At 71.9% G+C, this 15,091-nt stretch carries 13 protein-coding genes; 8 read left to right on the forward strand and 5 right to left on the reverse strand.

What is annotated here, in order from left to right; translation table 11 throughout:
- Window positions 1–90 precede the first annotated feature (90 nt).
- The 3 genes from KIK06_RS00260 to KIK06_RS00270 form a co-directional block, all read right to left on the reverse strand.
- Window positions 91–1,995 carry an HtaA domain-containing protein gene (locus KIK06_RS00260; RefSeq protein ID WP_268641430.1) on the reverse strand — a complete coding sequence of 635 codons (1,905 nt, stop codon included), beginning with the start codon at window positions 1,993–1,995 and terminating at the stop codon, window positions 91–93.
- Between the two features lie 109 nt (window positions 1,996–2,104).
- Complete coding sequence (locus KIK06_RS00265; RefSeq protein WP_268641431.1) at window positions 2,105–2,767, reverse strand: HtaA domain-containing protein; 663 nt, start codon at window positions 2,765–2,767, stop codon at window positions 2,105–2,107.
- A 149-nt stretch (window positions 2,768–2,916) separates the two neighbouring features.
- Window positions 2,917–4,347 (reverse strand): cell wall protein, encoded by a 1,431-nt coding sequence (locus tag KIK06_RS00270; RefSeq protein WP_268641432.1) that lies wholly within the window; start codon window positions 4,345–4,347, stop codon window positions 2,917–2,919.
- 245 nt (window positions 4,348–4,592) lie between these two features.
- Here KIK06_RS00270 and KIK06_RS00275 point away from each other — a divergent pair, with 245 nt between their 5' ends.
- The 8 genes from KIK06_RS00275 (at window position 4,593) to KIK06_RS00310 (ending at window position 13,042) form a co-directional block, all read left to right on the forward strand.
- Window positions 4,593–5,711, forward strand: coding sequence for a heme/hemin ABC transporter substrate-binding protein (locus KIK06_RS00275; protein ID WP_268641433.1), 1,119 nt, complete (start codon window positions 4,593–4,595; stop codon window positions 5,709–5,711).
- A complete protein-coding gene (locus tag KIK06_RS00280) occupies window positions 5,708–6,817 on the forward strand; it encodes a FecCD family ABC transporter permease (protein ID WP_268641435.1) in 1,110 nt (369 codons plus the stop codon). Before KIK06_RS00275 ends, KIK06_RS00280 begins: the two co-directional genes overlap by 4 nt.
- Window positions 6,814–7,692 carry a heme ABC transporter ATP-binding protein gene (locus tag KIK06_RS00285; protein WP_268641436.1) on the forward strand — a complete coding sequence of 293 codons (879 nt, stop codon included), beginning with the start codon at window positions 6,814–6,816 and terminating at the stop codon, window positions 7,690–7,692. Before KIK06_RS00280 ends, KIK06_RS00285 begins: the two co-directional genes overlap by 4 nt.
- Window positions 7,693–7,732: 40 nt before the next feature.
- Entirely contained in the window at window positions 7,733–8,545 is an 813-nt protein-coding gene (locus KIK06_RS00290) for a class E sortase (protein WP_442789729.1), read from the forward strand.
- A gap of 6 nt (window positions 8,546–8,551) precedes the next feature.
- Window positions 8,552–8,818 carry a hypothetical protein gene (locus tag KIK06_RS00295; protein WP_017600313.1) on the forward strand — a complete coding sequence of 89 codons (267 nt, stop codon included), beginning with the start codon at window positions 8,552–8,554 and terminating at the stop codon, window positions 8,816–8,818.
- A gap of 126 nt (window positions 8,819–8,944) precedes the next feature.
- Window positions 8,945–10,666 (forward strand): DEAD/DEAH box helicase, encoded by a 1,722-nt coding sequence (locus KIK06_RS00300; protein WP_268641439.1) that lies wholly within the window; start codon window positions 8,945–8,947, stop codon window positions 10,664–10,666.
- A 130-nt stretch (window positions 10,667–10,796) separates the two neighbouring features.
- A complete protein-coding gene (locus tag KIK06_RS00305; protein ID WP_442789811.1) occupies window positions 10,797–11,861 on the forward strand; it encodes a zinc metalloprotease in 1,065 nt (354 codons plus the stop codon).
- A 173-nt stretch (window positions 11,862–12,034) separates the two neighbouring features.
- Complete coding sequence (locus KIK06_RS00310; RefSeq protein ID WP_017600310.1) at window positions 12,035–13,042, forward strand: tryptophan--tRNA ligase; 1,008 nt, start codon at window positions 12,035–12,037, stop codon at window positions 13,040–13,042.
- Window positions 13,043–13,084: 42 nt separating this feature from the next.
- Here the strand turns inward: KIK06_RS00310 and KIK06_RS00315 are convergent, their stop codons facing one another.
- Both KIK06_RS00315 and KIK06_RS00320 read right to left on the reverse strand, forming a co-directional pair.
- Entirely contained in the window at window positions 13,085–13,660 is a 576-nt protein-coding gene (locus KIK06_RS00315; protein WP_017600309.1) for an isochorismatase family protein, read from the reverse strand.
- Window positions 13,661–13,693: 33 nt separating this feature from the next.
- The gene (locus KIK06_RS00320; RefSeq protein ID WP_017600308.1) at window positions 13,694–14,995 is read right to left on the reverse strand and encodes a nicotinate phosphoribosyltransferase; all 1,302 of its coding nucleotides are present in this window, start codon (window positions 14,993–14,995) and stop codon (window positions 13,694–13,696) included.
- Window positions 14,996–15,091: the final 96 nt, after the last annotated feature.

The following is a 15,091-nucleotide window of genomic DNA, read 5'->3' on the forward strand; positions in this document are numbered from 1 at the left end:
GGGAGGGCCCCGGCACAGGACGTGTGCTGGGGCCCTCCCGTCCCCCGTTCTGTCTCCACCGCGCCGGGGACGCCGCGCGGTGGGGCGGGATCAGCCCTCGGACTCGGTGGTCGCCTCGGCGGGGGCGCGCCCGCGGGACGCGACCATCGCGGCACCACCGGCGCCGATCGTCACGACCGCCGCGACGAGCAGACCGGTCAGGGCCACGCCGGTGTTGGGCAGACCCGGCTTGCCGTCTCCGTCACCGCCGCCGTCGTCACCGCCGTCCCCGTCCCCGTCCCCGTCTCCGCCACCGCCGTCGCCTCCGTCGCCTCCGTCGTCACCGTCGTCACCGTCGCCTCCGGTGTCACCGCCGGGCACGTCGGCGTCCTCGGACACACCCACGGTGAGCGTGACCGGGTCCAGCTCCTCACCCTCGGCGTAGAAGTCGGCGAAGGCGGGTACCCCCTCGGCGGTCAGGGCGGCCGGGATCGCGTCCCAGGTCAGGACGTCCTCGGCGAGGGTGTACTCGACTCCCGACAGGTCCAGGTCGGCGAAGGCCACGTCGTCGTAGGCGATGAGTTCCTCGTCGTCGAGCGACTTGCTCACCACGTCGGCGTAGAGCACGCCGGACGCGCCGTCGATCACCACCCGCGGGTCGGTGACGGTCATGTGGAGGAGCGGGTCGCCCTCCTCGTAGGCGTGCCCCTCGAAGAGCACGGTCCCCTCGAAGTCGAGGTCGGCGGTGGCCGCGGCGAGGTCCACCTCGCCCTCGCCGCCGGAGAAGGCGAACGTGCCGTCGTCGTTGCGGGCGGCGCCGTCCTCGGTGCTGATCGAACCCTGGGCGATGTCGCCCTCGATGTAGGTGCGGAAGGACTCGCGGACGCCCCAGTCGGCGCGTCCGGAGTGCACGGTCGAAGGTTCCCCGGGGGTTTCCCCGTCCCCGTCGTCGTCGGCGGCGAAGGCGACCGGGACCCACACGTCCTGGTCGCGGTTGTCGAGGTCGTGGCGGTCGTTGAACACCGCGACGTAGCACTGCTCCTCGGCGCAGTCGTAGGACGTGCCGTCCTTGTCGAAGGCGCCGACCACGTCCAGCTCGGTGCTGAAGGTTCCGTCCTCGGCCGGGGCGGCGGCGTCGCGCAGCCAGACGCCGTCGCCGTACCAGTGCCGGGGGTGGGAGTCCGGCGACCGGGGGACGCCGGTCAGCGCGACGTAGATCCCCGCGCCGGGACGGAAGCCGGTGCCCTCCACCGTGACGACGTCACCCTCGGGGTCGAGGGCCGTGGACGGGGTCACCGTGACCCGGGGGTCGTGCGGGACCGGCTCTTCACCGGCCTGGAGTGTCGTGGTGAAGGCCAGCGGGTCCATCGCGGTGCCCGCGGTGTAGAAGTTGGCGAAGGCCGGTACGGCGTCGGCGCGCAGGCCGCCGGCCGTGGACGTGAGTGTGAGGTCCTCCTCCTCGACGGAGAGCTCGACACCGCTCAGTTCGGCGACGGGGACCTGACCGAAGTCCTCCAAAGGGGCGGGCGTGGTCTGCTGGACACCCTCGAAGGGGCGACTCTCGACGTCGGCCAGCACCAGCGCGGAGCCGTCGCCGTCGAACTCCACGCGCGGGTCGGACAGGCGGATCTCCAGGACGGGCCCGTTGCCGTAGTCGTGCCCGGTGAAGGCCACCGTTCCGCCGAAGTCGACGTGGCCGGAGGAGTCCTCCTTGGACACCTCCCCTCCGACGGTCGGGAAGTCGACGGTGCCGTCGGCCAGGACGGTCGCGCCGTCGGAGCCCTCGTACCCGCCCTGGGCGATGAAGCCGGACACGTAGTCGCGGAAGGACTCCTTGACGCCCCAGGCGGCCGAGCCGCCCTCGACGGTGACGGTCTCCTCGGCCGAGGCGCTCTGGACGGGGGCCAGGGCGAGCGTGCCACCGACGACGGTGGCTCCCGTGGCGGCGGTCAGTGATCTCAGCAGGCGTCGGGTCCTCCCCGGGGCCCGAGTCCCGTTGGACGGGGTGGTGATCATGGGGCGGCTGGTTCCAATCGTGTCGGGGGATTGCCGGTGTGAGGTGGGGGGGAGAGGACGGCGGCGCGGGGTGGGACTCCGCGCCGCCGTCGTTCGGTCCGGACCTGCGTCAGTTCGTCTCGACCGTGAAGGAGATGGGGTCCATCGCGGTTCCGGCCGAGTAGAAGCCCGCGAACGCGTCGACGGCGTCGGCGTGCAGGGTGCCGCCGGTGGAGTCGAAGGTCAGCTCCGTGCCGGTGTCGGTCACGCTCTCGCCGGTCAGCTCGGTGACCGCGATCTCCCCGTAGTCGACGAGCGGGTTCGGAGTGGTCTGGAGCGGGCCGTCGAAGGTGCGGCTCACCACGCGGGCGTAGACGATGGCGTCGGTGCCGTCGAACTCCACGCGCGGGTCGTGGACCCGGACCTCCAGGACGGATCCGTTGCCGTAGTCGTGGCCGGTGAGGACCACGCCGCCGGAGAAGGAGGCGTCGAAGGACCCGTCCGTGGCCAGGGCGCCGCCGGCTCCGGGGAAGTCGACGGTCCCGCCGGTGTTGACGGTGGCGCCGTCCACGCCGACGTAGTCGCCCTGGGCGATGAAGCTGGTCACGTAGTCGCGGAAGGACTCCTTGACGCCCCAGTCCGCCGAACCGCCGGTCAGACCGGCGTCGGCCATGGCGGTCGAGGGGGCGAGGGCGAGCACGGCGCCGAGGGCGGCGGTCGAGGCGACTGTGGCGAGGCCGCGCAGCGTGCGACGGGCACGGTCGGACGTGTGGGGAGCCATGGTCAGGGACATTGGGGTGTTACCTCCGAAGGAGATGGTGGAAGGGACCGTCCCGGGTGGGGACGGGGCCGACCCGTGGCCCGGTGGCCGGACACCGGATCGGAGTGGGTGACGTCGTGGGGTGGACGCTGCCCGTGGCGGGGGCGCCCACGTGGCGTGCCTCAGGTGGCGGCGGTGTCCCGCCGTCGACGGGTGACGATCAGGGCTGTGGCTCCGGTGGCGGTGGTGACGACCGCGGTCAGGACCAGGGCCCAGAGCGCGGATCCGGTGGTGGGCAGCTCTCCGATGCCCTCGTTGCCACCGCCCACCGCGCCGCGGGAACCGTCGGAGCCCGAGTCGTCCGACCCGGAACCGGAGTCCGATCCCGAACCGCCGGAGCCCGATCCGTGATCGGACCCGTCCTGTGACGTGCCGCCCTGCCCGGAGAACGTGATCGGGACGAACACGTCCTGGCTCCGGTCGCTGGAGCGGGTGTGGTCGTTGCGGGTGACCACGGCGCACTCGGTCGAGGCGTCCGTGCAGTCAGTGTTGGCGTCGCCGGCGCGCACGGTCAGCTCGACGGAGAAACCCCCGTCGGCGCCGCCGCCGTCGTAGGGGACGGCCAACCCCTCGCCGTAGGGCGGTGGGTTACTGGACACCCACACGGACGATCCGCTGGACCCGTCCATGTCGACACCGCCGATGCACGGGCTGGGCGCCTGGTCGGCACCGGCCCGGCTGATGTCGCACAGGGCGACGTAGATGCCTTTGGAGGTGTCGTAGCCGGTGCCGGTCACGGTGACGGTCTGTCCGTCGGGGTCGAGGCCGGTGGTCTGGGAGACGCTCAGCGTCGGGTCCGCCCGGGTGGTGGGGGCGGTGGTCCGGGGCTGTGTCGTCTGGGTCCGGGGGCGTGTGTGGGGTTGGGGCTGGGTGTTCGGCGCCGTTTCAGGGGCGGCGAAGGTGATCGGGACCCGCCCGACGACCGGGGCCGGGGCCGGAGCCCTCGGGAGGAGGACGGGCGTGATCGTGCCCGCGCCCGGTGCGGTCGAGGCGTCCTCGTGCGCGCCGTCCGTGGCGGCCGCGTCCTCGGCCTCCGTGTCGGCGGTGTCGGTCTCCCCGGTGTCCTCGGTGGCGTTCGGGGGCCGCGTGCCCTCGGAGTCCTCCGTCGGCCCCGGTGGCTCCGTCGCCTCCGGGGCGGGGCCGACCTCCACGAGACGGATCTCGAAGAGGTCCTCCACGGTGTCCAGCCCGGCGTCGACGGCGAAGCCGGTGTCGGTGTCGAGGGTCACGGTGAAGGCGCCGCGCTCGCCGACGTCCACGGCGACCGCGTCGTCGGCGTCGTGGACCGCTGCCGGGTCGACCTCCGGGTCGGCGTCGGTCGCGGTCCCGGCGGGGACGGCCCAGGTGGAGACCTCGAGCCGGGACCCGGGGGCGTGTCCGATCCCGGAGACCGTCACCGTGTCGCCCTCGGGGGAGAGCCCCTCGGTCCGGTCCACGGTGGTGACCCGGGCATGGCCGTTCTCCTCGTCGGAGACCGTCTCGGCGGACGCCGCCACGGCGGGCGTGGCGGCGATGACAGCCGTCGCCGCGGCGACGGCGATTCTCCTACGCATCAGGGGCCTTCGCGTTCGTGCGGGTGTTCGGTGGGGCGTTCACCCGCGAGACGTGGGGAAGTGTACTTAGGTTATGCTTACCTATCTGAAGTGAGCCTTACCTAAGTCGGCGTTCAAGCGAGAACAGTGGACCACCGGAGCCCTGGGGTTGTCAAGATAATGACGATGTGTCATAAAAACGGGCAGGCCAACCGCACCCGACAGCCCCCACCTCGCCCCGGCCCGGACGACCGAAAGCGATCGCCATGCTCCACGCCGACACCCGGCCCTCCCGCGCGCACCGGCGCCGACGCCGCGCCGCCCCCGTGTCCGCCCGCGTTCTGGCCGCGGCCTGCGCGCTCGCCGCCGCACTCGCCGGTTGCTCCCCGGCGGGCGTGGCCCCGGACGGGACCCCCTCCGGAAGCGGTGGCGAGGACATCCCCGACCTCGCCGACAACCGGCTCCAGATCCTCGCCGACCCCGACGCCCCCGAGCTGCCCGTCACCGTCTCCTCGGTCGTGCACGACCCCTACCGCACCAGCGAGGACCCCCTGGAGTACGAGGACGTCGAGGTCACCGACGTCAGCCGGATCCTGCCCCTGAGCGGGAGTCTCGCCGAGATCGTCTTCACCCTCGGCCTCGGTGACAACGTGGTCGGCCGTGACGTGTCCGCCACCTTCGACGAGGCCGCAGACCTGCCCGTCATCAGTGAGGGGCACGACATCTCCGCCGAGTCCGCCCTCGCCCTCGAACCCACCGTCGTCCTGGCCGACACCCAGAGCGGACCGCCCGAGACCATCGAGCAGATCCAGAACGCGGGGGTACCGGTCGTCATCGTCGAGGAGGCGTGGACGATCGAGGAGATGTACCCGCGCTTCTCCCGGGTCGCCGAGGCTCTGGGCGTGCCCCACGGCGGCGCCCGCCTCACCGAACGGACCCGGGAGCAGATGGCCGAGGTAGGCGTCTCCGCCGGCGAGGCCGTCGGGGACCCGAGCGTCGCCTTCCTCTACCTGCGCGGCACGGCCGGGGTCTACCTCCTGGGCGGACCCGGCTCCGGTGCCGACGCCATGCTCGCCGAGATCGGCGTCCGTGACGCCGGGGTCGAGATGGGACTGACCACACCCTTCACCCCCATCACCGCTGAGGCGCTCATCGCCGCCCAACCCGACGTGATCCTCGTCATGACGGCAGGCCTGGAGTCGGTCGGCGGGATCGACGGGCTCGTCGAGATCCCCGGGGTCGCCCAGACCCCCGCCGGAGCCGACCGCGCCGTCATCGACTTCGAGGACGGTGTCCTGCTCAACTTCGGGCCCCGGACCCCGCAGGTCGTCGCCGAACTGGCCGAGGAACTGGCCGCCGTCGTTACGGGCGGAGCCGGCGAGTGACCGCGCCCACCACCCCGACCGGCGCCGGTGAACCCACCGCGTCCGATCCCGCCCCCGGGGGCCGCCGCGTACGGCACCGCGTGCGCGCCACCCTGCTGCTGACCGGCCTCACCGCCGCCCTCGTCGCGGTCGCCCTCGTGTCCGCCGGCCTCGGCGCCTACCCCGTCCCCGTCGACCAGGTCGCCGCCTCCCTCCTGCACGCGGTCGGCCTCGACCTCGGCACACCGCCCGACCGGATCGGACAGACCGTCCTGTGGGACGTCCGCCTACCCCGCGTCACACTCGCCGCCGCCGTGGGCGCCGCGCTGGGCGCCGCGGGCGCGATGATGCAGGGGATCTTCGGCAACCCCCTCGCCGAACCCGGGGTGATCGGTGTGTCCTCCGGCGCCGCCGTCGGCGCGATCCTCGTCATCTTCAGCGGCCTCACCGTGTTCGGCCACTGGACGATCATCGCCTCATCCTTCGTCTTCGGCCTGGCCACGACCCTGTTCGTGTACGTGTTCGCGCGCTCCCACGGGCGGACCGAGGTGGTCACCCTCCTGCTCACCGGTGTCGCCGTGAACGCCGTCGCGGGCGCGGCGATCGGTCTGATGACCAACTTCTCCCAGGACGCGCAGATCCAGACGATCACCTTCTGGCAGCTCGGCAGCGTCTCCACCGCGACCTGGGCCAAGGTCGCCGCCATCACCCCGTGCCTCCTCCTCGGGCTGGCGGTCATCCCCCTGTACGCGCGCCGCCTCGACCTCCTCGCCCTCGGGGAGGGGCCCGCCCGCCATCTTGGGGTGGACGTGGAACGCATGCGCTTGGTGGTCATCGCCGCACTGGCCCTGCTCACCTCGGCCGCCGTCGCCTTCGCCGGGATCGTGGCGTTCATCGGCCTGGTCGTGCCGCACATCGTCCGCATGGTCACAGGGCCCGGCCACAGGATCCTGCTGCCCTCCAGCGCGCTCGGCGGCGGCCTGCTCCTGATGTCCGCCGACCTGCTCGCCCGGACCGCCGCCGCCCCCGCCGAGATCCCCCTCGGCGTGGTCACCGCCGCCCTCGGCGGACCGTTCTTCTTCTTTCTGCTGCATCGCACCCGTGCCAAGCAGGGAGGCTGGTCGTGAGCGCCTGGTCCCGACTCCGTCGGCGCACCGCCGCCGCGGTCGCGCCCCTGTCCCGTCCGCCCCAGCACCCCGCTCCCGCCCCACCCGGTACGGCCGTGGTCCGGGCGGAGGGGCTCACCGTCCGGCGGGGCGGGCGCACCCTGCTCGACGGTGTCGACCTCACCGTGCGCGCCGGAGAACTGGTGGCCCTCGTCGGCCCCAACGGCGCGGGCAAGTCCACCCTCCTGGGCGTGCTGTCCGGCGACGTCGGCCCCCGGGACACCGGCGCCGCCGACTCCGGCTCGGTCCACCTGTTCGACCGGCCGCTCGCCGACTGGACCCCACCGGAACTCGCCCTGCGCCGGGCCGTCCTCCCGCAGGACTCGTCGGTCAGTTTCCCGTTCTCCGTCGCCGAACTCGTCGCCATGGGCCGGGCCCCCTGGGCGGGACTGTGCGACGCGGACACCGACGCGGCACAGACCTCCGCCGCGATGGCCCGAACCGGAATCCCCCACCTGGCCGAACGCCGTTTTCCGAGCCTCTCCGGCGGTGAGCGGGCCCGGGTCATGCTGGCCCGCGTCCTGGCACAGGGAACCCAGCTGCTCATGCTCGACGAGCCGACCGCCGCGCTCGACATCCGGCACCAGGAACTCGTCCTTTCCGTGGCGCGTGAGCTCGCGGAGGACGGTCGGACCGTTATCGTGGTCCTGCACGATTTGGGGCTTGCGGCCGCCTACGCCCATCGTGTGGCGGTGCTGTCCAGAGGACGGATCGCCGCACGGGGCACACCCGCGGACGTGTTCACCGCGTCGCTCCTCAGCGACGTGTACCAGCACCAAGTCGACGTCCTGCCGCATCCGCGTACCGGGGCCCCGCTGGTCGTTCCCCGCAGGTAGGTGTCGGAGCGCCCGAAAGCGTCCACAGGAGTAGGTCCTATTGGTCTCCACAACTGAACGGCACAAGCACGACGCCCCCGAGCCCCGTCGCGGGCGGGGCCGTCGAGGTTCGGGAGGCAGGCGCCGCAGGCCCCGCACTCCCCGCCACACTCCCGGCGACATCGTCCGCGGCGTGGTCCGAACCATCGGCGAGATCCTGTTGACCGCGGGCCTGCTCATGCTCTTCTACGCCTCCTACGAGGTCTACGGCGGCCAGTGGGAGACCGAGCGTGAGCAGGAGGAGCTGGCGCAGGGGCTGGAGGAGGTCTGGGCCGCGCAGGAGGAAGAGGAGTCCGAGCCCGGACCGGAGTCCGAACCGCTGCCCGGCAGCGCGGACAGCCGCCTGTACCTGCCCAGCCTCGATCTCGACTGGGTCGTGGTCAACGGGACGACACCGCAGGACATCCTCAACAGCCCCGGCCACTACACCGAGTACGACAGTGAGCCCGGCGCGGCCGGGAACTACTCCGTCGCCGCGCACCGCACCCCCGGTCTGTTCTGGGACATCGACCAGCTGGAGGACGGCGACGTCATGGTCCTGGAGGACGCGGAGAACTTCTACACCTACGAGGTGTTCGAGGAGCAGACGGTGCTGCCCACCGACGTGTGGGTGATCGAGCCGGACCCGTTCGACGACGCCAGTGACGAGGAGCCCGAGCGGTCCCTGATCACGCTCACCACGTGCGCCCCCAAGCTCAACAACACCCACCGGCTGATCGTCTGGGCCGAGCTCACCGAGACCACCCCCAAGTCCGAGGGCATGCCGGAGTCGATCGCCCACATGGCGCCGGACGCCGAAGAGGACGAGGAGTAGAGGCGGATGTACGGACTGATCTGGCGTGTGCTGCCCGGCCCCTGGCCGTCCAAGCTGATCCTGTCGGTGGGCCTGGTGGCGGCCGCAGCCGCCCTGCTGTGGCTCTTCGCCTTCCCGAAGCTCTCGCCGCACATGCCGTTCAACGACGGCGCGGTCGAGGTGCAGGGCGCGGACGCCGCTCCCGAGGGGGCCGGCGCCCCGGACGCGCTGCCCGGCGCGGAGTCCCCCTCGGAGTCGGGTTCCCCGGAGCCCTCCGAGTCGGAGAGTTCCTGAGTTCCCGCGCCGCCTGAGTGACGGTGCCGCGCGCGGCCACGTGTGCGCGGTACCACTGGAGCGGCTCCCGGACCGGTCCCCGGGGGCCGCTAACCTCTACCAGGTGAGTAACGGGGGACGGACAGCATGACGGTGACGCAGACCACCACGCAGGACCGCCTGCGCGGGCTCCGCGCCTGGCAGCGGGAAGCGTTCGAGGAGTACTTCCGCCGGGAACCACGCGACTTCCTGGCCGTGGCCACGCCCGGCGCGGGAAAGACCACCTTCGCCCTCACCCTGGCGAGTGAACTCCTTCGGCGGCACGCGGTCCGTTCGATCACGATCGTGTGCCCGACCGAACACCTGAAGAAGCAGTGGGCCGAGTCGGCCGCCCGGTTCGCCATCCCCATCGACCCCGAGTTCCGCAACGGTCAGGGCGCGCTGGGCCGCCAGTACATCGGCGCGGCGGTCACCTACGCGCAGGTCGCCGCGCACCCGATGCTGCACCGCAACCGCACCGAGGCGCGCAAGACCCTCGTCATCTTCGACGAGGTCCACCACGCCGGTGACGCGCTCTCCTGGGGAGACGCGGTCAGGGAGGCCTTCGACCCCGCCGCGCGGCGCCTGTCGCTGACCGGAACCCCCTTTCGCTCCGACATCAACCCCATCCCGTTCGTGGACTACGTCCAGGACGGGAACGGGGTGCGCCGCTGTTCGTGGGACTACAGCTACGGGTACGCCCCCGCCTTGGAGGACGGGGTCGTGCGCCCGGTCATCTTCATGGCCTACTCCGGCGAGATGCGCTGGCGCACCCGCGCGGGCGACGAACTCGCCGCGCGGCTGGGCGAGCCGCTCACCCAGGACGCGCTCTCCCAGGCCTGGCGCGCGGCCCTCGATCCCAAGGGCGACTGGATCAAGAAGGTGCTGCAGGCCGCGGACCGCCGTCTGACCGAGGTGCGCAAGACGCACCCGGACGCGGGGGGCCTGGTCATCGCCAGCGACCACGAGAACGCCCGCGCCTACTCGCGCATCCTGCGGCAGATCACCGGCAAGGGCGCCACCGTGGTCCTGTCCGACGACCCCACGGCCTCCAAGAAGATCTCCCGCTTCTCCGAGAACGACGACCGATGGATGGTCGCGGTGCGCATGGTGTCGGAGGGCGTGGACGTACCGCGCCTCATGGTGGGCGTGTACGCGACCTCCACGAGCACCGCCCTGTTCTTCGCCCAGGCCATCGGCCGCTTCGTGCGCGTGCGCAAGCGCGGCGAGGTCGCCTCCGTGTTCCTGCCCTCGGTGCCCACGCTGTTGGAGTACGCGGGGGAGATGGAGCGCGAGCGCGACCACGTCCTGGACCGGCAACCCTCGGACGAGGAGTACCCGGAACAGGACCTGATGAAGGAGGCCAACAAGAAGCGCGACACCCCGGAGGCGGGGGAGGAACTGCCGTTCGAGACGATGGAGTCGGCGGCGGAGTTCGATCGCGCGCTCTTCGACGGCGCCGAGTACGGCAGTGTGCCCGGTTCCACCGAGGAGGAGGACTTCCTCGGCCTGCCCGGCCTGTTGGAGCCCGACCAGGTCTCCCAGCTGCTGCGCAAGCGCAAGGCCGATCTGAAGGCCAGTGAGCTCAAGGCCAGGCAGAAGATCGAGAAGGAGCCTGACGAGGGTCCCACGCACGAGGTCGTCGCCGAGTTGCGGCGTGAACTGAGCGGGCTGGTCGGGGCCTGGCACCACCGCACGGGCAAACCCCACGGGATCATCCACAACGAGCTGCGCCGGGCCTGCGGCGGCCCGCCCGTGGCCCAGGCCTCCCCCGCCCAGATTCGTGAGCGCATCGCCAAGCTCCGTACCTGGGCGGTCGGCCGGAAGTAGCAGGTGCGGGCAAACACTTTGCAAGCTCACGCACGCCTTGTCAGCTTAGAGTGATTTTATAGCTACAGTCCGTTTGGTGATTGGACGAAGCCTCGGCGGTGGCGCAACCGCACTGTGGTCAGGACTGGTGTTGTGCGGGGTCACCCTCGCCGGGATCGTGGCGGGCACGGCGTACCAACCCGCCGGAGCCGGGGCGGACAGCGCCGAAACGGCGACGGTGGCGGCGGGGAACCGGCTCGACGAGTGCACGCCGGCCATCGACGCCCGGCTGGCCGACCCGAGCCGTTCCACCCTCCTGCCCGAGGGCGGTGACGTCTCCGTGGGGCAGGCGGCCGAGTACGAGCGGCAGTTGCGCGAGGCTCTGCGCCCGCTGCGGGGCCATGAGGCCGAACCGACGCGGGTCGTCCCAGTGGTGGTGCACGTCATCTCCGCCTCCGACGGGCGCGGGAACCTCGGCGACTGGCAGATCCGGCGGCAGATCGACGTGCTCAACCGGGCCTACCGCGGCGGGTACGCCTTCGGCGACGAGGGCGCCGACACGGGCTTCCGCTTCCGGTTGCGCGAGATCAACCGCACGGTGAACGACGGGTGGTTTCGCGACTTCAGCAGGCAGCGCGACGAGATCCGTGAACGCCTCCACCGGGGCGGCGCCGACACGCTCAACCTCTACACGACCAAGCTCGACAGTGGCCTGCTCGGATACTCCACCTTCCCGCAGGACCAGAAGTCCCACCCCAAGCGGGACGGCGTGGTGATCTCCTACGACACACTGCCCGGCGGCGACCGGTACCGCTTCAACCACGGGCACACCGCCACCCACGAGATCGGCCACTGGCTGGGGCTCTTCCACACCTTCCAGAACGGCTGCGACGAGCCCGGCGACTACGTGGACGACACCGCCTACGAACGTGAGGCCGCCTCCGGCTGCCCCCGAGGCCGCGACACCTGCCGCAGGGACCCGGGCGAGGACCCGATCACGAACTTCATGAACTACTCCGAGGACGCCTGCATGACCCACTTCACGCGCGGTCAGGGCAAGCGCATGGCCGACCACTGGAGAGCCTTCCGCTCCGGTGCGAACGAGGAGGAGGTCGACCCCCGGAGGGCGGCCCTCGCGACGGGGAGGTCATCCGGGGACGTGCGGACCACCGCGGAACCCGACGGCACGGTCGAGGGCGAGGAGAGCGTCGACTGACGGCGGACGGGTTCGGGAGCGGCCCGGTTCCGCGGGGCGGGCCCCGCGGAACCGGGCCGCCCGCGCGTCATCGGCGCCGCCCAGGGCACGAGGCACGGCTGTCCCGCTGGTCGGGCGACCGGCTCCCGGGAATCCGAGCCAGGTGTGCGGACGCGCGCCGATAGGCTGGGGCCATGGCAGCGAACACCTACCTGACCGGGATCAAGCCCACCGGTGACTTCCACCTGGGCAACTACGTCGGCGCGATCAAGCCCGCACTCGCGGCGTCCCACGAGTACGACACGTACTACTTCATCGCGGACTACCACGCGCTCAACACCATCAAGGACGCCGAGGAGCTCCGGCACAGCATCCGGTCGGGCGCTGCCACCTGGCTCGCATGCGGGCTCGACCCCGAGCGGACCATCGTCTACCAGCAGTCGCACGTCCCCGAGACCTTCGAGCTCACCACTGTTCTCAGCGCCCTGACCCCCAAGGGCCTGATGAACCGCGCCCACGCCTACAAGGCCGCGCGCGACCGCAACGTCGCGGCCGGGGTGACCGACCTGGACGCCGGGATCAACATGGGGCTGTTCAACTACCCCATCCTCATGGCCGCCGACATCCTCGTCATGGAGGGCACCCACGTGCCCGTCGGCCGCGACCAGACACAGCACATCGAGTACACCGCCGACATCGCCGGGTACTTCAACCACCGGTTCGGCGACGCCTACTCCTTCCCCATCCCCAAGGGCGTCATCGACGACAGCGACGCGAGCATCCTGCCCGGCGTCGACGGCCGCAAGATGAGCAAGTCCTACGACAACCACATCCCGCTGTTCCTGCCGGAGAACAAGCTCAAGAAGGCCATCCGGCGCATCCCCACCGACTCCACGCCGGTCGAGGAGCCCAAGGACCCGGACGGCTCCGTTCCCTTCCAGCTGCTCCAGCACTTCGCCGCCGACGACACGGTCGCCGACGTGCGCAAGCGCCTCCAGGCGGGCGGCATGGGCTGGGGGGAGCTCAAGAACGAGCTGTTCGAGGCGGTCAACGCCGAGATCGGGCCCAAGCGGGAGCGCTACGAGGAGCTCATGGCCAACCCGGAGGAGATCGACGCGATCCTCCGGAAGGGCTCCGAGCGCGCCCGCGTGCGCGCCCGCGCCACGCTCGACCGGGTGCGGACCGCCATCGGCGCCGCCTGACACGCGCGTTCGGCCCCGCGGGTTCCCTCGCGGGGCCGACACCTAGCCGACCGCCGGCTCGCCCTCGAGCTCCACACCGGCCGCGCGCAGCCGGTCCAACGCCTCGTCCACCGTCGGGCGCGCGACACCGGCGGTCAGTCCGAGCAGTACCCGGGCGCGCAGCCCCTCGCGGGCCGCGTCCAGGGCCGTGGCCCGGACACAGTGGTCGGTGGCGATGCCCACCACGTCCACCTCGTCCACTCCGTGCCCCCGCAGCCAGTCGGCCAGGGCCGTGCCGTCGTCGCCGATCGTGCCCTCGAACCCGCTGTAGCCGTCCGCGTACTGCCCCTTGCTGAAGACCGCGTCCACCCGGGCGGTGTCGAACGCCGGATGGAAGTCCGCCCCGGGTGTCTCCGCGACGCAGTGTCTGGGCCAGCTGCGCACGTAGTCCGGCTCGTCGGAGAAGTGCGCGCCCGGATCGATGTGCCAGTCCCGGGTCGCCACCACGAAGTCGTAGTCGTCGGCGTGCGCGCGTACGTACTCGGTGACCGCGGCGGCGGTGGCGGCCCCGCCGGTCACGGCCAGGCTGCCGCCCTCGCAGAAGTCGTTCTGCACGTCCACCACGATGAGTGCCTTCATCGTCAGTCCTCTCGCTTCCTCGCGGTTCCCCGCCTAGTGGAAGACCGTGGCCAGCGCCACGTCGCCGCGCGACATCCGCAGCGCCTCCTCGGGGAGCTCGGCCAGGGTCTCCCGGTGCCGCTGCCGCGCCTCGTGCACGCTCTCGTGCCCGACCACCTCGCCTCCGAGAACCAGGGGACGCAGCAGGGGACGTGTGCCCCTGTCCCCCGACGGCTCGTACGGGTAGACCTCCTCACCCACGGCCGTACCCCGGTCGTCCAACCGGCGCACCGCCCACTTACGACCGCCCCGGCTCGGCTTGCCCACCGAGCGCTTGGCCACCGGCTCCAGGGGTGCCTCCGGGGCGGTGCCGCGGGCCCGGGCCACGAGCTTGTAGACGAGCGACACCGTGGGGGCGCCCGAGCCGGTGACCAGCGCGGTGCCCACGCCGTAGCCGTTGACCGGCGCCACGGCCAGCGCTTGGACGGAGTGTTCGTCCAGGTCGCCGGTGACCACGATCCGGGTCTCGGTCGCCCCCAGCGAGTCCAGCTGCTCGCGCACCCGCCCGGCGGTCGCTGCCAGGTCACCGGAGTCGATCCGTACCGCGCCCAGCTTCGGTCCGGCCAGTTCCACGGCGGTGCGCACGGCCCGCTCGACGTCGAAGGTGTCGACGAGCAGCGTGGTCTCGGCGCCCATCGAGTCCAGCTGGGCCTGGAAGGCGTGTCGCTCACTGTCGTGCAGGAGGGTGAACGCGTGCGCGGCGGTGCCGCCGGTCGGCACCCCGTAGGCGCGTCCGGCCTCCAGGTTGGAGGAGGTGGCGAACCCGGCCACGTACGCCGCGCGCGCCGCCGCGACCGCCGACCGCTCGTGGGTACGGCGCGAGCCCATCTCGATCAGCGGCCGGCCGCCCGCCGCGACCACCATGCGGGAGGCGGCGGAGGCGATCGCGCTGTCGTGGTTGAAGACCGAGAGCGCCAGGGTCTCCAGGATGACGGCCTCGCCGAAGGGCGCCTCCACGACGAGGATCGGGGAACCGGGGAAGTAGGCCTCGCCCTCGCCGTAGCCCCACACGTCCCCGGAGAAGCGGTAGTCGGCCAGCCATTCCAGCGTCCGCTCGTCCACGACGCCCCGGTCGGACAGGAAGTCCAGTTCGGCCGTGTCGAACCGGAACCGTTCCAACAGGTCCAGGAACCGTCCGGTCCCGGCCACGACCCCGTACCGGCGACCCTCCGGGAGTCGGCGTCCGAACATCTCGAACACCGACCGGCGCCCGGCGGCACCGCTGCGCAGGGCCCCCTGCAGCATCGTCAGTTCGTAGTGGTCGGTGAGCAGCCCGCTGCTGCTGTCCTCGCTCATGCGCACGAGCCTAGTTCTTGCGGGACGGCGCGCGGAGGCCGCCCCACCAGCGGCGGGTGAGCCCGAGGAGTGGCCGGAATCATTAATACCCATCTG

The organism is Nocardiopsis sp. EMB25, from assembly GCF_026797795.1.
Taxonomy (GTDB): Bacteria; Actinomycetota; Actinomycetes; order Streptosporangiales; family Streptosporangiaceae; genus Nocardiopsis; species Nocardiopsis lucentensis.

Coding starts and splice junctions, on each gene's coding strand:
- KIK06_RS00260 (WP_268641430.1), bottom strand. CDS start 1,995: ATGATCACCACCCCGTCCAACGGGACTCGGGCCCCGGGGAGGACCCGA.
- KIK06_RS00265 (WP_268641431.1), bottom strand. CDS start 2,767: ATGTCCCTGACCATGGCTCCCCACACGTCCGACCGTGCCCGTCGCACG.
- KIK06_RS00270 (WP_268641432.1), bottom strand. CDS start 4,347: ATGCGTAGGAGAATCGCCGTCGCCGCGGCGACGGCTGTCATCGCCGCC.
- KIK06_RS00275 (WP_268641433.1), top strand. CDS start 4,593: ATGCTCCACGCCGACACCCGGCCCTCCCGCGCGCACCGGCGCCGACGC.
- KIK06_RS00295 (WP_017600313.1), top strand. CDS start 8,552: ATGTACGGACTGATCTGGCGTGTGCTGCCCGGCCCCTGGCCGTCCAAG.
- KIK06_RS00300 (WP_268641439.1), top strand. CDS start 8,945: ATGACGGTGACGCAGACCACCACGCAGGACCGCCTGCGCGGGCTCCGC.
- KIK06_RS00310 (WP_017600310.1), top strand. CDS start 12,035: ATGGCAGCGAACACCTACCTGACCGGGATCAAGCCCACCGGTGACTTC.
- KIK06_RS00315 (WP_017600309.1), bottom strand. CDS start 13,660: ATGAAGGCACTCATCGTGGTGGACGTGCAGAACGACTTCTGCGAGGGC.
- KIK06_RS00320 (WP_017600308.1), bottom strand. CDS start 14,995: ATGAGCGAGGACAGCAGCAGCGGGCTGCTCACCGACCACTACGAACTG.